General features: G+C 56.9%; 20 protein-coding genes and 1 other RNA gene. 12 read left to right on the top strand and 9 right to left on the bottom strand.

Annotated features, from left to right (window positions below; genetic code table 11):
• Positions 1–105: 105 nt before the first annotated feature.
• The 8 genes from RMS03_RS00485 to ompA form a co-directional block, all read right to left on the bottom strand.
• The gene (locus tag RMS03_RS00485; RefSeq protein ID WP_310625169.1) at positions 106–738 is read right to left on the bottom strand and encodes a hypothetical protein; all 633 of its coding nucleotides are present in this window, start codon (positions 736–738) and stop codon (positions 106–108) included.
• Positions 735–1,052, bottom strand: coding sequence for a HigA family addiction module antitoxin (locus RMS03_RS00480; RefSeq protein WP_310625168.1), 318 nt, complete (start codon positions 1,050–1,052; stop codon positions 735–737). The genes RMS03_RS00485 and RMS03_RS00480 overlap by 4 nt, the downstream gene beginning before the upstream one ends.
• 10 nt (positions 1,053–1,062) lie before the next feature.
• Positions 1,063–1,344: a type II toxin-antitoxin system RelE/ParE family toxin gene (locus RMS03_RS00475; RefSeq protein ID WP_310625167.1), complete on the bottom strand. Its 282-nt coding sequence runs from the start codon at positions 1,342–1,344 to the stop codon at positions 1,063–1,065.
• A 47-nt stretch (positions 1,345–1,391) separates the two neighbouring features.
• Complete coding sequence (locus RMS03_RS00470; RefSeq protein WP_310625166.1) at positions 1,392–2,669, bottom strand: integrase arm-type DNA-binding domain-containing protein; 1,278 nt, start codon at positions 2,667–2,669, stop codon at positions 1,392–1,394.
• Between the two features lie 204 nt (positions 2,670–2,873).
• Positions 2,874–3,248: a transfer-messenger RNA gene (gene ssrA / locus RMS03_RS00465) on the bottom strand.
• 12 nt (positions 3,249–3,260) lie between these two features.
• On the bottom strand, positions 3,261–3,926 hold the full coding sequence (gene gph, locus RMS03_RS00460) for a phosphoglycolate phosphatase (protein WP_310625165.1): 666 nt from the start codon (positions 3,924–3,926) through the stop codon (positions 3,261–3,263).
• The gene (ubiG, locus tag RMS03_RS00455) at positions 3,926–4,645 is read right to left on the bottom strand and encodes a bifunctional 2-polyprenyl-6-hydroxyphenol methylase/3-demethylubiquinol 3-O-methyltransferase UbiG (RefSeq protein WP_310625164.1); all 720 of its coding nucleotides are present in this window, start codon (positions 4,643–4,645) and stop codon (positions 3,926–3,928) included. The genes gph and ubiG overlap by 1 nt, the downstream gene beginning before the upstream one ends.
• Positions 4,646–4,714: 69 nt before the next feature.
• On the bottom strand, positions 4,715–5,317 hold the full coding sequence (gene ompA, locus RMS03_RS00450) for an outer membrane protein OmpA (protein WP_310625163.1): 603 nt from the start codon (positions 5,315–5,317) through the stop codon (positions 4,715–4,717).
• A gap of 216 nt (positions 5,318–5,533) precedes the next feature.
• Here ompA and gyrA point away from each other — a divergent pair, with 216 nt between their 5' ends.
• From gyrA to RMS03_RS00390, 12 genes are all read left to right on the top strand, one after another.
• On the top strand, positions 5,534–8,212 hold the full coding sequence (gene gyrA, locus RMS03_RS00445; RefSeq protein WP_310625162.1) for a DNA gyrase subunit A: 2,679 nt from the start codon (positions 5,534–5,536) through the stop codon (positions 8,210–8,212).
• Positions 8,213–8,219: 7 nt separating this feature from the next.
• Positions 8,220–9,329 carry a 3-phosphoserine/phosphohydroxythreonine transaminase gene (gene serC, locus RMS03_RS00440; protein ID WP_310625161.1) on the top strand — a complete coding sequence of 370 codons (1,110 nt, stop codon included), beginning with the start codon at positions 8,220–8,222 and terminating at the stop codon, positions 9,327–9,329.
• Positions 9,330–9,356: 27 nt separating this feature from the next.
• Positions 9,357–10,457 carry a prephenate dehydratase gene (gene pheA / locus RMS03_RS00435; protein WP_310625160.1) on the top strand — a complete coding sequence of 367 codons (1,101 nt, stop codon included), beginning with the start codon at positions 9,357–9,359 and terminating at the stop codon, positions 10,455–10,457.
• A complete protein-coding gene (locus RMS03_RS00430; RefSeq protein WP_310625159.1) occupies positions 10,454–11,359 on the top strand; it encodes a prephenate dehydrogenase/arogenate dehydrogenase family protein in 906 nt (301 codons plus the stop codon). Before pheA ends, RMS03_RS00430 begins: the two co-directional genes overlap by 4 nt.
• A gap of 46 nt (positions 11,360–11,405) precedes the next feature.
• On the top strand, positions 11,406–13,421 hold the full coding sequence (locus RMS03_RS00425) for a bifunctional 3-phosphoshikimate 1-carboxyvinyltransferase/cytidylate kinase (protein WP_310625158.1): 2,016 nt from the start codon (positions 11,406–11,408) through the stop codon (positions 13,419–13,421).
• Between the two features lie 183 nt (positions 13,422–13,604).
• Complete coding sequence (gene rpsA, locus RMS03_RS00420) at positions 13,605–15,284, top strand: 30S ribosomal protein S1 (RefSeq protein ID WP_310625157.1); 1,680 nt, start codon at positions 13,605–13,607, stop codon at positions 15,282–15,284.
• Positions 15,284–15,601, top strand: a complete 318-nt coding sequence (locus RMS03_RS00415) for an integration host factor subunit beta (RefSeq protein ID WP_310625156.1) — start codon at positions 15,284–15,286, stop codon at positions 15,599–15,601. Before rpsA ends, RMS03_RS00415 begins: the two co-directional genes overlap by 1 nt.
• 60 nt (positions 15,602–15,661) lie before the next feature.
• The gene (locus tag RMS03_RS00410; RefSeq protein ID WP_310625155.1) at positions 15,662–15,961 is read left to right on the top strand and encodes a lipopolysaccharide assembly protein LapA domain-containing protein; all 300 of its coding nucleotides are present in this window, start codon (positions 15,662–15,664) and stop codon (positions 15,959–15,961) included.
• Complete coding sequence (lapB, locus tag RMS03_RS00405; protein WP_310625154.1) at positions 15,951–17,102, top strand: lipopolysaccharide assembly protein LapB; 1,152 nt, start codon at positions 15,951–15,953, stop codon at positions 17,100–17,102. Before RMS03_RS00410 ends, lapB begins: the two co-directional genes overlap by 11 nt.
• Positions 17,099–18,040: a D-glycero-beta-D-manno-heptose-7-phosphate kinase gene (rfaE1, locus tag RMS03_RS00400; RefSeq protein ID WP_310625153.1), complete on the top strand. Its 942-nt coding sequence runs from the start codon at positions 17,099–17,101 to the stop codon at positions 18,038–18,040. The genes lapB and rfaE1 overlap by 4 nt, the downstream gene beginning before the upstream one ends.
• Before the next feature lie 29 nt (positions 18,041–18,069).
• A complete protein-coding gene (gene rfaD, locus RMS03_RS00395) occupies positions 18,070–19,068 on the top strand; it encodes an ADP-glyceromanno-heptose 6-epimerase (RefSeq protein ID WP_310625152.1) in 999 nt (332 codons plus the stop codon).
• A gap of 6 nt (positions 19,069–19,074) precedes the next feature.
• Positions 19,075–19,353, top strand: a complete 279-nt coding sequence (locus RMS03_RS00390; RefSeq protein WP_310625151.1) for a helix-hairpin-helix domain-containing protein — start codon at positions 19,075–19,077, stop codon at positions 19,351–19,353.
• 85 nt (positions 19,354–19,438) lie between these two features.
• On the opposite strand, the gene RMS03_RS00385 is transcribed toward RMS03_RS00390, so the two are convergent.
• A partial coding sequence (locus RMS03_RS00385; RefSeq protein WP_310625150.1) for a substrate-binding domain-containing protein occupies positions 19,439–20,027 on the bottom strand: 589 nt, incomplete at its 5' end.

Genomic DNA, 20,027 nt, shown 5'->3' with positions numbered 1-20,027 from the left:
TTTGGTATCGTTCTTCTCGGCTGAGGTGCTTGTACATTGGGCAACTTCGACTTGGCGGTTAAAGCGGCCATGATGCTCTCGCATCCTCAGCCACCTATAACCAGTTCATCTTTGTTGCACTTCGTCCTTGAATCCGCCATACCTTGATTCAAGCCAGTTTTCCATTGCGGTTTTTGCGCTCTTGCCGCGCCTCAAGTTTCCATCTTCCATTGCTAGCCATGCGTGCACAGCCGCTGCCAGATTCGGCGAATAGCGCAGGTGTGCAGGATTCATGTAATCCGGCGCATCGCTCACCACCGCGTCAGGAAAGAAAAAACCCGTGGTCTGCCCGCGTGAGCGAAGCCATGCAATCAGGTCTTCACGGTCAAGCGTGGCTTTGTTCAGGTTGGGTTGTGGTGTTGTCACCACGTAGGCCGTGCCGTCCCAGTCCTTCACCTCCGACACATCCTCACCGCCCCAGCGTCCGCGTTCCTCAAGGTTGTCTATGCCGCCTACATACCTTGGCTCTGCGTCATACCTCAATTGCGCCCGCAGCTTTGGGCGTGGCGTGGCTATGGCCTTGGTAAGTGCGCCGTGTGCAATGCCAATGCGTCGCTCGGCTTCGTCCTTGTTTGGGTCAATATCGTCCGCCCTCAAAATCTTGGAGGGGTCAACACCCACAATCAGCGCCGCCGCCTCGGGCACGGTGAAAGATTCATTCAGCACCCAAATTGCGTCTATCAATTCCCAGTCGTTCATAGCGTTCCCTGTCTCGCCGTCATCAATGCGGGTTTGAGTTTGGCGAGTTCCTTTTTCAGTCCCTTGCCAGCTTGCCAAAGGTCGTAGGCGGTTTGTTGGCCTAGCCACACTTTCGCATCGCCGCCATGGTCAACCCCTAGCCACGCTTGCAAGCGAAGTGCCATATCTGGCGACACGGCTGCACGGCCATTCACCACGCGCGATAGGGCCACTCGTGACACGCCCAATTGACGCGCGGCCTCGGTCACGCCTAGCCCTAGCGCGGGTAGCACATCATCACGAAGGGTAAGGCCGGGGTGTGGTGGGTTAAACATGGTTCGCCTCTCAGTGGTAGTCCAAATAGTCCACCAGCACGGCATCAATGCCGTCGAAGGTGAACGTGATACGCCAGTTGCCATTTACCCAAACTGAGTAATGGCCCCCAAGGTTTGCACCGCTCAGGCTATGCAAGCGCCAGCCGGGTAGGTTCATATCTTGGGGCTTGGTTGCTTCGTGCAAACGCGCCAGCAGTCGTGCCAACTTTGGAGCATGGGCGGCTTGAATGCCTGCCTTGCTGCCACGATCAAAGAAGGCTTCAAGCCCTTTGTGTTTGAACGATTTAATCACGGCTAAATTGTATCTTTACGCTACACAAATAGGCAAGGTATGGGAAATCACGCCGCCGCTTTCACGGGCTTGCCATCCAGCCCCACCACGTTGCCAGCAGCCAGCTTGTCGCAGTAGTCCGCCCACTGTTGCATCATGGCGGTGCGTTGGTCTAGGTACTTCGTGCGGTTGTAGGCCGTGCCCAAAGTGTCCGGCACTGCGTGGGCTAACTGCGCCTCGATTACCAGCGGGTCGAAGTTCAAACGCTCGGCCAACATGGTGCGGGCACTGGCTCTAAAGCCGTGGGCGGTGTGTTCCTCTTTGGCAAAGCCTAGCGCCATCAATGCGGTGCGGATGGTGTTGTCACTCATTGGGCGTTCATGGCTGCGCTCACCGGGGAACACCATCACGCCGCCACCTGTCAGGGGATGGAGCTGGCGCAGTATCTCCACGGCCTGACGTGACAGGGGCACTAGGTGCGGTGCGCCGTTGACCTTGCCTGCCTTTTCCCGCTTCATGCGTTCAGGGGGGATTGTCCAAAGGGCTTTTTCCAAGTCCACCTCAGCCCATGCCATGCCGCGCACTTCGCCGGGTCGCTGAAACACCAAGGGCGTGAGCTGCAATGCGGCTTTGACTACTGCGCCGCCTTGGTAGCCTTGGATGTGGCGCAACAGCACACCGAAGCGGGCAGGCTCGGTAATGGCGGCAAAGTGGCGTTCAGGCGCAGCCTTGAATACCTTGCGTAGCCCTGTGGCAATGTTGGTATTGGCCTTGCCCACCGACACACCAAAGCCCCATATGGCGCTGCACAGTGCCCGCGCCTTGACCAACACGCCCAAGGTGTTACGTTGCTCAATTGCCCTGAGCACCATCACCAGCTCGGGCGCTCCAATGTCTCGCATGATGCGTGGCCCCAGCTTTGGCAACAGGTCACGGTCAATGATGCGCTGGCACCTATCCCTGTGGCTGGCGCTCCATTCTGGTGAACGTACAGCCATGTACTCGGCCACCACATCCGCCAGTGTGTCGCCCTCCAGTGCCTTCGCCTTGAGTTTGTCCACCCTGCGGGCTTGCACAGGGTCTAGCCCTTGGGTCTTGACGGCTTTGGCCGCATCGCGGGCCTTGCGGGCTTGCGCCAGTGACACAGCAGGGTAATTACCCAAGGCCATGCGGGTCTCTACTACCCGCCCAGCTTTATCACCTGTACCGTCTTTGCGGTACTTGAGAAACCAGCGTTTTGCACCAGCGGGGGAGACTTCCAAGTAAAGCCCGCCACTGTCACCCAGCTTCAGGCGCTTTTTGTCCGGTGGGCATGTTGCGTTCTTGCAGGCGGTGTCTGTCAGCATGGGCACGGCTCCAGTGTTTGGCAAGGGAAAGCGGTGTTGCTCCCCCACATTTTGGGAATTGACGGTTTCTGTTCCCCCGTTTGTTCCCCCAATTTTGGCGGATGGTAGCAGGCATTGAACGACACTAACCGACACTGTTACTAGCGTTTCCCCAATGAAAAAGGGTGTACACCGTATATTGGCGTACACCCTCGTACATAGTTATGGTGGAGCTGGGGGGATTTGAACCCCCGTCCACAAGCCTTTTTCGTACAGTTCTACATGTGTAGTCGTCTGATTTGAGTCTCATCGGATAAATCGCGCAGCGACACGCTATGTACCAAACCAGCATCCTTAGATCTCACACAACATCAAGATGCCCGATGTCATGCCAGCCCATATGTTTTCCCTTGCAGCCAGGAAGTCTTGCGACCCCCTAACCCAGCCTATCGGCCAACTGTTGCAAGGCTCACCGGATTAAGCGGCGAGTGCGAAACGTTCGTCGTTTGCAGTTAGTTTTTTTTCCGAAGATTTACGAGGATCAGAACCTCGACATGCCCTGCCACGCGTCCGAACCCATGTCGAAACCAGTGCAGCCCCAAGGCATCTATTTTAGGCCTCTGCCAGCAATTGCAAGAGCTTATTTGGAGAATCTATGTGTAAATCTGCACCCCAAGCGCTCACATCGGTCTTTTCGCCCAAATAACCATAGGTCGCAGCCACTGTGGGCATACCCGCAGCACGACCAGCGGCAATGTCACGCTCGTCGTCACCGACATACAAACACGCTTGAGGCCGCAAGGCCAGACGACGCGCGGCTTCAAACAAGGGCTCTGGATGCGGTTTGGGATGCGGCGTGGTGTCACCGCTCACAATGACGTGCGCACTGGCAAATAAAGGCATGGCGGCCGTGAGCGGATCGGTGAAGCGGGCCATTTTGTTGGTCACCACGCCCCAAGGCATTTGGCGCAACTGGATGTGCTGAATCAAGTCTTCCACGCCATCAAACACATGGGTGCGCACGGTCATCGCGGCTTCGTAGTTGGCAAAGAACTCTTCGCGCATGGCCATGAAGTCTTGATGCGCGGGCGTCATGTCAAACGCCACTTTCAACATGCCACGTGCGCCAGCACCGGCCAATGGCCGATACAACTTATAAGGCAAGGAGGACATGCCACGGTCAGTACGCATTTTGTCGGCAGCTGCACCGAGGTCGGGAGCACTATCAATCAAGGTGCCGTCCAGGTCGAACAGTACGGCTCGGATATTTTTAAGCATCACAGCGACCTTTGTGTAGCAACCAAGTAGTTGACGCTGGTGTCCGCGCTCAACCAATAGCGACGGGTCAGCGGGTTGTATTCCATGCCGCGGGTGTGTTGCCATTCAAGATCCGCTTCGCGGCAATCACGCGCCAGTTCGCTGGGGCGGATGAACTTCGCATATTCATGCGTACCGCGAGGCAGCATGTTAAGCACATACTCAGCGCCCACAATGGCAAACAAGAATGATTTAGCGTTGCGGTTGAGCGTTGAAAAGAACACACGGCCACCAGGCTTGGCCAACTGTGCACACGCACGGACGATGGACGACGGATCTGGCACATGTTCCAGCATTTCCATACAAGTGACCACATCAAAACTAGCAGGCTGTTCGGTTGCCAGCGCTTCGACGGCCACTTCGCGGTATTGCACGTTTAGGGTTTGCGCCTCCAACGCATGCAACTGGGCTACTTTGAGCGACTTGGCAGCCAAATCAATACCCAAAGTATGAGCGCCAGAACGCGCCATGGCGTCAGTCAAGATGCCGCCGCCGCAGCCCACATCCAGCACTTTTTTACCCTGCAAGGGCGCGATGCTGTTGATCCAATCCAAACGCAATGGATTGATTTGATGCAAGGGGCGAAATTCGCTTTCGGGGTCCCACCAGCGGTGAGCAAGGTCAGAAAATTTGGCCAATTCAGACGGGGCGACGTTGGTGTAAGTGGCAGAGGTTTGCATGGTGTTGATTGTCGTTCAAGCAAAAAGAAACCCCGCCAAGGCGGGGTTTCTTTTTCAGATCAGGTCAGATCAGTTCTTGCGGGTACCCACAACTTCGATCTCAACGCGTCGGTTCTTTGCACGGCCTTCAGCAGTCTTGTTGCTGGCAACAGGTTGCTTCTCGCCTTTGCCTTCTGTGTAAACGCGGTTTTTCTCGATGCCTTTAGACACCAAGTAAGCCTTCACAGCTTCAGCGCGACGCACTGACAATTTTTGGTTATAAGCATCTGCACCAATAGAGTCAGTGTGACCCACAGCGATGATGACTTCTAAGTTGATGCCTTTAACTTTAGACACCAAATCGTCCAACTTAGCTTTACCAGCGGGCTTCAACACGGACTTGTCAAAGTCAAAGAACGCGTCAGCAGCGTAAGTCACTTTAGAAGCGGCAGCAACTGGTGCAGCAGCGGGTACAGCAACTGGTGCAGCAGCAGTTGCAGGTGCAGCGACAGCACTGTCACAACCAGCAGCAGCAGTTGCAGGTGTCCAACTGGCATCACGCCAGCACAGACCTGTGGAGTTTTTCCACACATCGCCAGAGGCATTGCGCCAATTGTCAACGTTTTGAGCCATAGCGGCAGTTGCTAAAGCAGCGGTAGCAACAAAAGCTGCCAAGTTCTTCAAGTTTTTCATGATTCACCTCTGAGGAATTTATAAGCCGCAGACCACTCTGCGAATTCAGGCAGTCAGGGTACCCTTACCCGTGACGCTTGGAAATATTGTGCCATAACCCAAACAAACTACGCCTATCCATAGCCAGGCAAGCCATAAGCTGTTGCAAGGCAACCACAAGTAGCCGGCCTACTTATCAGCCTAAAATGATCGGTTTCCCGCTTTACGGCCTCTTTCATGACCCAGTTTGCCAAAGAAACCTTGCCCATCAGCCTAGAAGAGGAGATGCGCCGCAGCTACCTTGATTACGCCATGAGCGTGATTGTGGGCCGCGCCCTCCCCGATGCGCGTGACGGCTTAAAGCCCGTGCACCGTCGCGTCTTGTTTGCGATGCACGAGCTCAACAACGACTGGAACCGTCCTTATAAAAAGTCCGCTCGCATCGTGGGTGACGTGATTGGTAAATACCATCCGCACGGCGACAGCGCGGTGTACGACACCATCGTTCGCATGGCCCAGGACTTCTCGCTGCGCCACATGTTGGTGGACGGCCAAGGTAACTTCGGCTCGGTCGACGGCGACAACGCTGCGGCCATGCGCTACACGGAAATTCGCTTGTCGAAGATTGCCCACGAAATGTTGAGCGACATCGACAAAGAAACCGTGGACTTCGGGCCTAACTATGACGGCTCTGAAAAAGAACCGCTGGTCTTGCCAAGCCGCATCCCCAATTTGCTGGTCAACGGCTCTTCTGGCATTGCCGTGGGCATGGCCACCAACATCCCGCCGCACAACTTGAACGAAGTGGTGGATGCGTGTCTGCATATGTTGCGCCGTCCAGAGGCCACCATCGACGAGTTGATGGAAATCATCCCAGCGCCCGACTTCCCGACCGCTGGCATCATCTACGGCATCAGCGGTGTCAAAGATGGCTATCGCACTGGCCGTGGCCGCGTCGTGATGCGCGCCAAGTGCCACTTTGAAGACATCGACAAAGGCCAGCGCCAATCCATCATCGTGGACGAGTTGCCCTACCAAGTGAACAAAAAGACCTTGCAAGAACGCATGGCCGAGTTGGTTCACGAGAAAAAGATTGAAGACATCAGCCACATCCAAGACGAGTCCGACAAGTCGGGCATGCGCTTGGTGATTGAGCTCAAGCGCGGTGCTGTGCCTGAAGTGGTGCTCAACAATCTGTACAAGCAAACCCAGCTGCAAGACACCTTCGGCATCAACATGGTGGCCTTGATTGACGGCCAACCCAAGCTGTGCAATTTGCGCGACTTGATTGCCGTGTTCTTGGGCCATCGCCGCGAAGTGGTCACACGTCGCACCATCTTCACCCTGCGCAAAGCCCGCGAACGCGGCCATATACTGGAAGGCTTGGCGGTTGCACTCGCCAACATCGACGAGTTCATCCGCATCATCCGCAACGCGCCTACGCCACCCGTGGCCAAGGCCGAATTGATGGCCAAATCTTGGGACAGCCAACTGGTGCGCGAAATGCTCACGCGCAGCCGCGCTGATGGTGGCGTGATTCACGCCGATGACTACCGCCCAGACGGTTTGGAAAAAGAATTCGGCATGGGCAGCGACGGCTTGTACCGCTTAAGCGACACCCAAGCCCAAGAAATTTTGCAAATGCGTCTGCAACGCTTGACCGGCTTGGAGCAAGACAAAATCGTCAACGAATACAAAGACGTCATGGCCGAGATCGACGACTTGCTCGACATCTTGGCCAAGCCTGAGCGCGTGTCCACCATCATTGGTGACGAGCTGACGGTGGTGAGAAACGAGTTCGGCCAAAGCAAACTCGGCGCACGCCGCAGTGTGATTGAGCACAACGCCCAAGATTTGGGCACTGAAGACCTCATCACGCCCACCGATATGGTGGTCACACTCAGCCACAGCGGCTACATCAAGAGCCAACCTCTGTCTGAGTACCGTGCGCAAAAACGCGGAGGGCGCGGCAAACAAGCCACGACGACCAAAGAAGACGATTGGGTGGACCAACTCTTCATCGCCAACACACACGACTATTTGCTGTGCTTCTCCAACCGTGGCCGCTTGTACTGGCTCAAGGTTTGGGAAGTGCCTGCGGGCTCACGCGGTTCACGCGGTCGCCCCATCGTCAACATGTTCCCCTTGCAAGAAGGCGAAAAAATCAACGTGGTCTTGGCACTCACAGGCGCAGCACGCACCTTCCCCGAAGACCAATTTGTGTTCATGGCCACGTCCATGGGTACGGTCAAGAAGACCTCGCTTGACGAGTTCAACAATCCACGTAAGGGCGGCATCATTGCCGTCAACTTGGACGAAGGTGATTTCTTGATTGGCGCAGCCCTCACTGACGGCAAGCACGACGTGATGCTCTTCAGCGACGGCGGCAAAGCCGTGCGCTTTGACGAAAACGATGTGCGTCCCTTGGGTCGCAGTGCGCGCGGCGTGCGCGGCATGATGATCGAAGAAACGCAAAGCGTCATCGCCATGTTGGTCTCTGAGCAAGAAGCCCCTGATGCCGTCGCCGACGACAGCACCCCACGCGCCAGCGTTTTGACCGCCACCGAAAACGGTTACGGCAAACGCACCAGCATCACCGAATACACGCGTCATGGCCGTGGCACCAAAGGCATGATTGCCATCCAGCAATCCGAGCGCAACGGCAAAGTCGTGGCGGCCACCTTGGTGCAAGCCGAAGACGAAATCATGCTCATCACCGACACGGGCGTTTTGGTGCGCACACGCGTGGCCGAAATTCGCGAAATGGGCCGCGCCACCCAAGGCGTGACCTTGATTGGATTGGACGAAGGCGCCAAGCTCAGCGGCTTGCAACGCATTGTCGAAAACGATGCCAACGCACATTTCAGCGAAGGCACTGAAGACGGCGAAGCAGATGCGACAGGCAAAGAGGTTTGATCCACCCATGACCACCCGCCCCTTCAACTTCTCTGCGGGTCCAGCGGCTATGCCGCTGGAGGTCTTGCAACAAGCCGCCACTGAGATGACCAACTGGCACGGCAGTGGCATGGGCGTGATGGAAATGAGCCACCGCGGCAAAGAGTTCATCAGCATTTACGAGCAAGCCGAAGCCGATCTGCGTGACCTGTTGGCCGTACCCGCCCACTTCAAAATTTTGTTCATGCAAGGCGGTGGCTTGGCGGAAAACGCCATCGTGCCGTTGAACCTCTCGCGTGGTGAAACCATCGACGTGGTGGTCACTGGGAGTTGGAGCGACAAGTCACTCAAAGAAGCGGCCAAATACTGCACGACGCACTTAGCAGCGACAGGTGCGGATCGCTACTTTACAACTTTGCCCGCCCCCGCACAATGGCAACTCAGCGCAGGCGCGCAATACGTGCACATCTGCACCAACGAAACCATCCACGGTGTCGAGTTCCAAAGCCTGCCTGACCTCAAAGCCCTGGGCTCTGACGCGCCGCTGGTGATTGACTTCTCATCACACGTGCTCTCGCGCAGCATCGACTGGTCCAAAGTTGGTTTGGCCTTTGGCGGTGCCCAGAAAAACATCGGCCCCGCCGGCGTCACGCTGGTCATCGCGCGCGAAGACTTGCTAGGTCACGCGCTCAAGGCTTGCCCCAGCGCGTTCAACTACAAAACCGTGGCCGACAACGGCTCGATGTACAACACACCGCCCACCTACAGCATCTACATGGCAGGCCTGACCTTTCAGTGGCTCAAGCGCCAAAAAGAAGGCGAACTCGGCGGCGTGGCGGCAATGGAGCAGCGCAACATTGCCAAAGCCCAACTGCTGTACAACTTTCTGGACAGCTCCAGCTTCTATAGCAACAAAGTTGCGCACGACTGCCGTTCGCGCATGAACGTGCCTTTCTTCTTGGCTGACGAGTCGCGCAATGACTCGTTCTTGGCCGGTGCCAAAGCCGCAGGCCTGTTGCAACTCAAAGGCCACAAGTCGGTTGGCGGCATGCGCGCCAGCATCTACAACGCCATGCCCCTCGAAGGCGTGCAAGCGTTGGTGAACTACATGCAAGCGTTTGAAAAAACACAGGCTTGATTGAGCATCTGAACGAGCGACAACACCATGAGCCAACAACCCGTTCAATCCGAAGCCCTCGCCGCCTTGCGCGCGCAAATCGACGCGCTCGACAAACAACTGCTGCAGTTGGTCAACGACCGCGCCAAAGTGGCGGAACTTGTTGGTGAAATCAAACGCGCCGAAGGCTCGCCCTTCTTCCGCCCCGACCGCGTGGCCCAAGTGATCGACAAAATCACCCAAGCCAACCCAGGCCCGCTGAAGAGCGAACACATCGCCTCTATCTGGCGTGAAATCATGTCCGCTTGCTTGGCCCTCGAAGCGCCTCAACGCGTGGCCGTGCTCGGCCCCCAAGGCACGTTTTGCGAGCAAGCCGCCATTGAGTTTTTTGGCAGCGCCGCCAACCTCATCTACTGCGCCAACTTCGATGAAGTCTTCCACACCACCACGGCGGGTACAGCGCAATACGGCGTGGTCGGCATGGAAAACTCCACCGAAGGCGTGGTGGCTCGCTCCCTCGATTTGTTCTTGCGCTCGCCCGTCCATGTGGTGGGCGAAGTCAGCCTCTTGGTGCGTCACAACCTGCTGCGCCAAGCCAACTCGGATGCAGGCATAGAGGTCGTCATGGCCCACCCTCAAGCTTTGGCGCAATGCCAAGGCTGGCTGTCCCAACACTTGCCCCATGTGGAGCGCCGTGCAGTGGCAAGCAACGCCGAAGGCGCACGCTTAGCCGCCAGTGACCCCGCGTGGGCAGCACTGGCCAGCGAACGCGCAGCCAGCCAGTTTGGCCTACACATCGTGCACCACGCCATCCAAGACGAGGCCTATAACCGCACCCGTTTTGCCGTCATCGCCCTGCCCCAAACCCTGGCCACACCGCCCGCTTCGGGCAACGACTGCACCAGCCTCGTGGTGTCGGTGCCCAACCGTCCAGGCGCTGTGCATGACTTGTTGGTGCCGCTCAAAAACAACGGCGTGTCCATGACCCGCTTCGAGTCACGCCCCGCCAAATCGGGCCAGTGGGAGTACTACTTCTACATCGACATTCAAGGCCACGTCAGCCAGCCCCATGTGGCGGCGGCGCTGCAAGAGCTGCAAGGCTTGTGCGCGTTTTACAAAGTCTTGGGGTCTTACCCCGTCTCAGAATGAAGTTCCAGCGGCTTGCCCTCATCGGCTGTGGCCTGATGGGCGGCTCGTTTGCGCTCGCCTTACGAGAAGCAGGTTTGGTGCAAACCATCGTCGGCTTCAGTGCTTCCGAAAAAACCCGCCAACGCGCCATAGAACTCAAGGTCATCGACCAAGCATGCAACAGCGCGGCCGAAGCCGTGCAAGGCGCAGACCTTGTATTGCTCGCCGTACCCGTGGGTGCCATGCACAGCAGCTTTGTCGCCATGCGCGATGTGTTGCAAGCCAACACCTTGTTGATGGATGTGGGCTCCACCAAGTGCGATGTAATTGCCGCCGCGCAAGCCACCTTGGGCGAGCGCCTGAGTTGCTTTGTGCCCGCCCACCCGATTGCGGGCAAAGAAGTGGCTGGCATTGAGCATGCCGAAGCTTCGCTCTACGCAGAGCGCCGCACCATCCTCACACCGCTGCCAAAAACTGGCATTCACCGCTTGCAAGCTGCACATGACGTGTGGACTTCGGTAGGTAGCCATGTGAGCACCATGACGCCCGAGGCACATGACGCCACGTTTGCAGCGGTCAGCCACTTGCCGCACTTGCTGGCATTTTCCGCCGTGAATGCACTCATGGCGCAGCCTCAAGGCGCAGCGTTTTTAGACATGGCTGGCCCAGGTTTCAGAGATTTTTCCCGTATCGCCGCCAGTGATGCTGCCGTGTGGCGCGACATACTGAACGCCAACCACGCCGAAGTGCTCACGCAAGTGGTGCACTTTCGTGCCGCACTTGACCAGTTTGAGACCGCCTTAAAGCAAGGTGACGCTGCTGCACTGCAAGGCCTAATTCAACAAGCCAGCGATGTGCGCTCGGCTTGGTCGTTGCAAGCGGGCAACGCTTGCAACACAGCTTATGAACCACAACGTTCATGAAGATGCGTTGCATCTGAATCATGAACGTTCTTTCACATTCATAAAAATGTTCTCCACAGCCTTCCTCGACCTCCCCGCGCTGCAAGGCTCGTCTGGCACCGTCACTTTGCCGGGCTCTAAAAGCATCTCCAACCGCGTGTTGTTGCTCTCGGCCTTGTGCCAAGGCACGACCGTCGTCCACGACCTGCTGGATTCCGACGACACCCGCGTGATGCTGACCGCGCTGCGCCAACTCGGCTGCGGTGTAGGGGTGGCGAACACCACCGTCACCATCACAGGCTTAGGCGGTCAGCTCAAACACCAGGACGCGATTGCGTTTTTCATGGGCAACGCAGGCACCGCCATGCGCCCACTCACCGCCGCACTCGCTGTGTTGGGCGGCGACTTCACGCTCTCTGGCGTGCCACGCATGCATGAGCGCCCGATTGGCGATTTGGTGGATGCCTTGCGCTTGCTGGGTTGCAAGATTGACTACTTGGGCAATGACGGGTTTCCACCGCTACGCATTGGCACACCGACACTCAAAGTCGATGCGCCCATCCAAGTGCGTGGCGATGTGTCCAGTCAGTTCCTCACGGCCTTGTTGATGGCTTTTCCCTTGGCCGCCAAAGAGCAAGACATCGTGATTGAAGTGGTGGGCGAACTCATCAGCAAGCCCTATATCGACATCACGCTCAACCTCTTGGCGCGCTACGGCATTGCGGTCAAGCGCGAAGGCTGGCAGCGCTTCACCCTTCCTGCAGGCTGCCACTACCAATCGCCCGGCACGATTCACGTGGAGGCAGATGCGTCATCGGCCAGCTACTTCATCGCGCTGGGTGCCATTGCCGCAGGTGACGGCATTCGCATTCAAGGCGTGGGGGCGGACTCCATCCAAGGCGATATCCGCTTCATGGACGCCGCTGCGCAAATGGGCGCAAAAATCACCAGTGGCCCGAATTGGCTTGCCATCCAACGCGGCGCTTGGCCTCTCAAAGGCATCACCCTCGACTGCAACCACATTCCAGACGCCGCCATGACCTTGGCCGTGATGGCGCTCTACGCAGACGGCCCCACCACCCTGCGCAACATCGCCAGCTGGCGTGTCAAAGAAACCGACCGCATCGTGGCCATGGCCACCGAATGCCGCAAGCTCGGCGCCACCGTGGAAGAAGGCTCAGACTGGATCACGGTCCATCCATTGCCAAATGGCAAGCACACACATGCCTCTGCTCAAGGCCATTGGAAAGCCGCCAGCATCCACACCTATGACGACCACCGCGTCGCCATGTGTTTCTCGCTCGCCGCGTTCAACGCGACCCAAGTGCCTGTGCGCATTGAAGACCCCAAGTGCGTGGCCAAAACCTTTCCCGATTACTTCGAGGCGTTGTTCTCGGTGGCACACACAGACGCCAACCACATCCCTGTCATTTGCATCGATGGCCCGACCGCATCAGGCAAAGGCACGTTGGCCAGCCGTGTGGCGCAAGCCTTGGGCTACCACTACCTCGACTCAGGCGCGCTCTACCGCGTCACCGCCTATGCAGCGTTGAAATCAGGTCTGTCGCTCGAAGCCAACGACGAAGCCCGCATTGCCGACCTCGCCCGCACCCTACCCGTGCGCTTTGAAGGCGACACCGTGTGGTTGGGGCAAGAAGACGTGAGCGACGCCATTCGCACCGAACAAGCGGGCATGAATGCTTCTAAAGTGTCTGTTTTACCTGCCGTGCGTACTGCTTTGGTAGCCCTACAGCACAGCTTCCAGCGTCTGCCTGGCCTCTTGGCCGATGGCCGCGACATGGGCACGGTCATCTTTCCCGACGCGCCTTTGAAAGTGTTTTTGACGGCGAGCGCCGCGCAACGCGCCGAGCGTCGTCATAAGCAATTGATTTCAAAGGGAATTTCGACTACACTCAATAGTCTTTGCGCCGATTTAGAGGCCCGCGACGCACGCGATTCATCGCGCAGCGTGGCACCTTTGAAAGCGGCACAAGAGGCTTACCAACTCGACAACTCTTCGCTCTCTATCGAAGCTTCGGTAGAACAAGTGTTGACGTGGTGGCAAACCAAGCAGCCGTTTTAAATTTTTGAAATAGGCTGCAAACCCTAGCCCGTTTGGCTCCTCTCGCGCTGCACATTGGCGCACTGGCCCAACGGATCTAAAACTTAACCCGTGGCTCACGCCACAAAAACCACCGCTTATCGCAGGCTCATGTGGCGTAGCAATGTCGCTGCCCTCTTTCCCGTGATGAGACAAAGGAAATAAATGTCTGAATCTTTTGCCGCCCTATTTGAAGAATCCCTGAAGCGCTCAGAAATGCGCACAGGTGAAGTGATCACCGCTGAAGTGGTTCGTATTGAACACAACCACGTCGTCGTGAACGCTGGCCTTAAGTCTGAAGCTTATGTGCCAATCGAAGAATTCAAAAACGACAAGGGCGAACTCGAAGTCCAAGCGGGTGACTTCGTGTCAGTTGCGATCGGTAGCGTTGAAAATGGCTACGGCGACACCATTTTGAGCCGCGACACTGCCAAGCGTTTGGCATCGTGGATGAGCTTGGAAAAAGCTCTGGAATCTGGCGAATTTGTCACTGGCACCACCAGCGGCAAAGTCAAGGGTGGCTTGACCGTGTTGGTCAACGGCATCCGCGCCTTCTTGCCTGGTTCATTGATCGACACACGTCCGATCAAAGACTTGTCTCCTTACGAGAACAAGACCATGGAATTCAAAGTCATCAAGCTCGACCGCAAGCGCAACAACGTTGTGTTGTCACGCCGTGCTGTGGTGGAAGCTTCGATGGGCGAAGAGCGCGCCAAGTTGATGGAGACTTTGAAAGAAGGCTCTATCGTCAATGGCGTGGTCAAGAACATCACCGAATACGGTGCCTTCGTGGACTTGGGCGGTATCGACGGCCTGTTGCACATCACCGACATGGCATGGCGTCGTGTCCGCCACCCATCTGAAGTGGTCACGGCCGGTCAAGAAATCACCGCCAAGATCCTCAAGTTCGACACCGAGAAAAACCGCGTGTCCTTGGGCCTCAAACAAATGGGCGACGATCCTTGGATGGGCGTCAACCGCCGCTACCCACAAAGCACTCGCTTGTTCGGCAAGATCACCAACATCGCCGACTACGGCGCATTTGTGGAACTCGAGCCAGGCATCGAAGGCTTGGTGCACGTGTCTGAAATGGACTGGACCAACAAGAACGTGGCGCCTTCCAAGATCGTGTCATTGGGCGACGAAGTCGAAGTCATGGTCCTCGAGATCGACGAAGACAAGCGCCGTATCAGCTTGGGCATGAAGCAATGCAAAGCCAACCCTTGGCAAGACTTCGCTCAAAACACCAAGCGCGGCGACCGCGTGAAGGGCCCCATCAAATCGATCACCGACTTCGGCGTGTTCGTGGGCTTGGCTGCCGGCATCGACGGTTTGGTTCACTTGTCTGACTTGTCTTGGAACGAAACCGGCGAAAACGCTGTGCGTGAATTCAAGAAGGGTCAAGAAGTTGAGGCTTTGGTCTTGGCTGTGGACGTGGACCGCGAGCGCATCAGCTTGGGTATCAAACAACTCGACTCAGACCCCTTCACCACTTTCGTGTCAATCAACGACAAAGGCCAAACCGTTACCGGTAAGGTCAAGACTGTGGACGCTAAGGGCGCTGAAATCGACCTCGGCGAAGACATCATCGGCTACTTGCGCGTCAGCGAAATTTCGCGCGACCGCGTGGAAGATGCGAGCCACGTATTGAAAGTCGGCGACGAAGTGACTGCTGTGGTGGTGAACGTGGATCGCAAGACCCGCAACATCCAGTTGTCCATCAAAGCCAAAGACGCTGTGGACCAACAAGAAGCCATGGCTTCCTTGTCGCAACAGTCCAAGAGCGAAAACGCTGGCACCACCAGTTTGGGTGCTTTGTTGCGCGCTAAGCTCGATAACAACTGATGACCCGTTCAGACCTGGTCGAAGAATTGGCTGCCCGCTTTGGGCAGCTCACGCACCGTGACGCCGAGTTCGCTGTCAAGACGCTTCTTGACGCGATGAGCGATGCGCTGGTGCGCGGGCACCGCATTGAGTTGCGGGGCTTTGGCAGTTTTTCGATCAACCGTCGCCCGCCTCGCATGGGACGCAATCCGCGTTCCGGCGAAAGCGTGGCGATTCCTGAGAAACGTGTGCCGCATTTCAAGCCGGGCAAAGCCCTGCGCGAAGCGGTGGACACACGCACCCAAGAATTGTTTTCGGGGTCTGAGCCCAAAGCTTAGTGAAGACATCTTTTCAAGGGCCTGCAAGGCTAAAATGGACTTCGTCACAGAGGAGCCGTCTTGAAAAAACTCATGTGGCTGCTTCAGTTGGTTCTGAAGGCAGCCATTTTTTTTACCCTGTTCGCTTTTGCACTCAACAACCAACACGATGCCGTGGTCCATTTCTTTTTTGGCACCACGTGGAACGCGCCGTTGGTCTTGGTGCTGCTGACCGTTTTCGTCATGGGCGTTGCGGTGGGCGTGATGGGCATGGTGCCGCGTTGGTGGAAACACCGCCGCTTGGCTCACATGGTGACGCCTGCATCATCCGATAGCTCAACCACCGCCACCTCTTCTGCGGACCCCACTCATGGAATTTGATCTCAGCTGGATTTTGCTGGGCTTGCCCTTGGCCTTCATCTTGGGTTGGGTCGCCTCGCGCATGGACTTGCGCCAGCTGCGCCTTGAAAACCGCCAAACACCCAAAGCCTATTTCAAAGGTTTGAACTACTTGCTCAATGAGCAACAAGACCAAGCCATTGATGCCTTCATTGAGGCCGTGCAGCACGACCCCGACACCTCTGAGCTGCACTTTGCCTTGGGCAATTTGTTCCGCCGCCGTGGCGAATACGAGCGTGCGGTGCGTGTACATCAGCACTTGTTGTCACGCGGTGACCTGAGCCAAACCGACCGCGACCGTGCTCAACACGCCCTCGCCTTGGACTACCTCAAAGCGGGCTTGTTGGACCGCGCTGAAGACGCCCTCACCAAACTCGAAGGCACAGCCCATCAAACACAAGCCCACTTGGCGTTGCTGAGCATTTACGAGCGTTCACGCGACTGGGCCAAAGCCTCTGTGATCGCCCAAAAATTGGGCGACAGTGGCCAAGGCAGCTTTCAAGGTCGCTTGGCCCATTACCTGTGCGAAGAGGCCGAGAGCTTGGACCTGACCCAACATACCGAGCAAGTGATGGCGCTGTTGAACCAAGCGATTGACGCCGCACCGCAAGCCGCCCGCGCACGTATGGCTTTGGCCAACACCTTTGAGCGAACAGGTCGCCCACAAGACGCTTATGCCACGCTCGAACGCTTGGCTTCGCACGTGCCCTCGGCCCTGCCCTTAATCGCGCCCAAACTCGCGGCCTTGGCTCCTGCCTTGAATCGCACACACGATGCGATCGCGTTGCTCGAAACCAGCTACGCAAAAACCACCTCGCTGGATGTGCTCAACGCCATCGTCGCACTGCACAAGGCTCTGGACGAGACCAGCACCACCCATTGGTACGCCCAACACTTAGAGCGTGAACCATCACTGGTAGCCGCCACGCAATGGGTGGCCAGCGAAAAATTTGAGCACGCCCCATTTCCCCCGCAAGTGCAACGTGCCTTAGAGCGTGCCGCCAAACCGCTGCAACGCTACCGCTGTGCCGCTTGTGGCTTTGAAGCCACCCAACACTTTTGGCAATGTCCGGGCTGCCAAGCGTGGGACAGCTACCCCGCAAGACGCGTGGAGGAACTATGACCCTAAGCACCCCAGTTACCCAACAACAACTCAGTCAAGCGAATGTCTTGGTCGTCGGCGATGTGATGCTAGACCGCTATTGGTATGGCGCTGTTGACCGCATCAGTCCCGAAGCACCCGTGCCTGTGGTGCGCATCACTCGCGAAGAAAACCGCTTGGGCGGCTGCGCCAACGTGGCGTACAACGTGGTCAGCGTGGGGGCCAACGCTTCCCTCTTGTCCGTGGTGGGCGATGACGATGCCAGCCACTTGTTGGAAGACTTGGTGGCCAAGACTGGCATCACCCCCCACCTGGGCCGCGACAGCCAACTCAAAACCACCGTCAAGCTGCGCGTGATTGGGCGCCAACAACAACTGCTGCGTGTGGACTTTGAGAACACGCCACAAACCGAAGTGCTGGCTTCGCAAACCGACAAGTTCATGCGGTTGTTGCCTGCGCACCATGTGGTGCTGTTCTCGGACTACGGCAAAGGCGGTTTGGTCCATGTGTCGCAAATGATTGCGGCAGCCCGACAGGCCAACAAAGCGGTGTTGATTGACCCCAAAGGCAGTGACTACTCGCGCTACGCAGGTGCCACGTGCATCACGCCCAACCGTGCGGAGTTGGAGCAAGTCATTGGCAAATGGGAGAGCGAAGAAGAGCTGATCGACAAAGCCCATGCGCTGCGCCAACAGCTCCAACTCGATGCCCTGCTGCTGACCCGCAGCGAAGAAGGTATGACCTTGTTCGATGCACAAGGCGAATTGAGCGTATCCGCCCAAGCGCGTGAGGTGTTTGACGTGACAGGTGCGGGTGACACCGTGATTGCCACCCTCGCCACCTTGGTCGCCGCAGGCTTGAGCCTGCGTGATGCCATACCACTAGCCAACAAAGCCGGCGGCGTGGTGGTGGGCAAGTTTGGCACGGCCACCGTCAGCTACGAAGAGTTAATGGCATAAAAAATGGCCTTGATGCCGCTGGAGAAATTATGAAAATCGTTGTCACAGGCGCTGCGGGTTTTATTGGCAGCAACATCATCAAGGGCTTGAATGCCCGTGGCATCACCCACATCATCGCGGTCGATGACCTGACTGAGGGCGACAAGTTTCGCAACATCGCCGACTTAGCGATTGCCGACTACCTCGACAAAGATGTGTTTTACGAACTCTTTGCCGAAAATGCGTTTGGCAAAGTCGACGCCGTGTTCCACGAAGGCGCATGCAGCGACACGATGGAGAGCGACGGCAAATACATGATGGACAACAACTACACCCTCTCGTGTGGTTTGTTCAATGCCTGCCAACAGTCGGGCACGCGTTTGCTCTATGCCTCATCAGCCGCCACCTATGGCGGCAGTGACACCTTCATTGAGACACCTGAGTACGAGTTGCCGCTCAATGTGTACGGCTACTCCAAATTGTTGTTTGACCAACGGATGCGCCTAGAGTGCAACAACAACTTCAAAAAATTCAAGCGCCAAGTCGTGGGCTTTCGCTACTTCAACGTCTACGGTCCGCGCGAGCAACACAAAGGCCGCATGGCCAGCGTCGCGTTTCACCAGTTCAACCAATTCAACGCCGAAGGCAAAGTGAAGTTGTTTGGCGAATATGGCGGCTATGCACAAGGCGCGCAAATGCGTGACTTCGTCTTCATCGACGACGTGGTGGCCGTGAACCTGTGGTTCTTGGACAACCCCGACAAGTCTGGCATCTTCAACCTCGGCTCGGGGCTCGCACAACCGTTCAATGATGTGGCTTTGTCCGTGGTCAACGCCATGCGCGCCAAGAAAGGTGAAGCCGCGCTGGATTTGTCAGGTGCCTCCCAAGCGGGCTTGATTGAATACGTGCCCTTCCCCGATGCGCTGCGTGGCAAATACCAGTGCTACACACAAGCCGACCTGACTAACTTACGCGCCAGCGGCTGCGACCACACGTTTGCCGATGTGCAAAGCGGTGTCACGCAGTACATGGCAAGCTTGAGCAAGTAAAGCCTGATGCGGCCTTGGCTTGGGTGGGTGGGTGTGGCGCTGCTGTGTGTCAGCCACGCCGTACACGCCTTAGAGATCAACCAAGCAAATGAAGCTGAACTCGACAGCATCAAAGGCATGGGGCCATCCTTGAGTGCCAAAGTACTCCAAGCCCGCGTGCAAGGGCCATTCACCAGTTGGCGCGACCTGATGCAGCGTGTCGCTGGCATTCGCCATAACAAAGCCAGACAATTTTCAGAACAAGGTTTGACAGTGAATGGTCAAGCCTTTGACTTCAAAAAATAAGGCCGGTGCGCTGGGCGCATCTATCAAAGGCATGCGGGCTAGGTCTTCAATGCTCATGCACGAACCCTAGCCGCAGCAACACACATCACTTGCTGGCGTTCGGAAAGAACAATTGCTCGCCGCCAATCTTGTAAGCACTGATGGACGTTTGCCCCGCAGGCGAAATCACCCAGTCCACAAATTTTTGCGCCAACTCCACTTTGACATGGGGATGTTTGGCAGGGTTGGCCACCATCACACCGTATTGGTTGAACAAGCGGTTGTCGCCCTCCACCAGCACTTGCAGATCTTGGCGATTTTTAAAATTCAACCAAGTGCCCCGATCAGTCAAGGCATAAGCACCCGTCGATGAGGCGATGTTCAAGGCGGGGCCCATGCCACAGCCACACTCTTTGTTGTCTGCCCCTTTGCTGTCTAAGCCAGCCAGTTTCCAGTAACGCAGCTCGGCCGCATGTGTGCCGCTCTTGTCGCCACGCGACACAAAACTTGTTTGTGTGTTGGTTATTTTTTGCAAGGCAGACACGATGTCTTTGCCGCGCGTTTTGGCGGGGTCGCTGGCGGGGCCGACCAAGACAAAGTCGTTGTACATGACGGGATAGCGTTTGATGCCAAAGCCTTCGGCCACAAACTTTTCTTCAGCGGCTTGGTCATGCACAAACAACACATCGGCGTCG

Origin of the sequence: Limnohabitans sp. (assembly GCF_031538885.1) — a bacterium.
GTDB lineage: Bacteria > Pseudomonadota > Gammaproteobacteria > Burkholderiales > Burkholderiaceae_C > Limnohabitans.
The sequence above is the reverse complement of the archived record's forward strand: the minus strand, read 5'-3'. Positions and strand labels throughout refer to the sequence as shown.

What these genes read in the sequence shown, in the direction of transcription:
- gyrA (WP_310625162.1), top strand. Translation starts at nt 5,534, where the DNA reads ATGACCCAGTTTGCCAAAGAAACCTTGCCCATCAGCCTAGAAGAGGAG.
- RMS03_RS00415 (WP_310625156.1), top strand. Translation starts at nt 15,284, where the DNA reads ATGACCCGTTCAGACCTGGTCGAAGAATTGGCTGCCCGCTTTGGGCAG.
- ompA (WP_310625163.1), bottom strand. Translation starts at nt 5,317, where the DNA reads ATGAAAAACTTGAAGAACTTGGCAGCTTTTGTTGCTACCGCTGCTTTA.
- rfaE1 (WP_310625153.1), top strand. Translation starts at nt 17,099, where the DNA reads ATGACCCTAAGCACCCCAGTTACCCAACAACAACTCAGTCAAGCGAAT.
- pheA (WP_310625160.1), top strand. Translation starts at nt 9,357, where the DNA reads ATGAGCCAACAACCCGTTCAATCCGAAGCCCTCGCCGCCTTGCGCGCG.
- serC (WP_310625161.1), top strand. Translation starts at nt 8,220, where the DNA reads ATGACCACCCGCCCCTTCAACTTCTCTGCGGGTCCAGCGGCTATGCCG.
- RMS03_RS00425 (WP_310625158.1), top strand. Translation starts at nt 11,406, where the DNA reads ATGTTCTCCACAGCCTTCCTCGACCTCCCCGCGCTGCAAGGCTCGTCT.
- RMS03_RS00485 (WP_310625169.1), bottom strand. Translation starts at nt 738, where the DNA reads ATGAACGACTGGGAATTGATAGACGCAATTTGGGTGCTGAATGAATCT.
- gph (WP_310625165.1), bottom strand. Translation starts at nt 3,926, where the DNA reads ATGCTTAAAAATATCCGAGCCGTACTGTTCGACCTGGACGGCACCTTG.
- rfaD (WP_310625152.1), top strand. Translation starts at nt 18,070, where the DNA reads ATGAAAATCGTTGTCACAGGCGCTGCGGGTTTTATTGGCAGCAACATC.
- rpsA (WP_310625157.1), top strand. Translation starts at nt 13,605, where the DNA reads ATGTCTGAATCTTTTGCCGCCCTATTTGAAGAATCCCTGAAGCGCTCA.
- ubiG (WP_310625164.1), bottom strand. Translation starts at nt 4,645, where the DNA reads ATGCAAACCTCTGCCACTTACACCAACGTCGCCCCGTCTGAATTGGCC.
- RMS03_RS00430 (WP_310625159.1), top strand. Translation starts at nt 10,454, where the DNA reads ATGAAGTTCCAGCGGCTTGCCCTCATCGGCTGTGGCCTGATGGGCGGC.
- lapB (WP_310625154.1), top strand. Translation starts at nt 15,951, where the DNA reads ATGGAATTTGATCTCAGCTGGATTTTGCTGGGCTTGCCCTTGGCCTTC.
- RMS03_RS00480 (WP_310625168.1), bottom strand. Translation starts at nt 1,052, where the DNA reads ATGTTTAACCCACCACACCCCGGCCTTACCCTTCGTGATGATGTGCTA.
- RMS03_RS00390 (WP_310625151.1), top strand. Translation starts at nt 19,075, where the DNA reads ATGCGGCCTTGGCTTGGGTGGGTGGGTGTGGCGCTGCTGTGTGTCAGC.
- RMS03_RS00470 (WP_310625166.1), bottom strand. Translation starts at nt 2,669, where the DNA reads ATGCTGACAGACACCGCCTGCAAGAACGCAACATGCCCACCGGACAAA.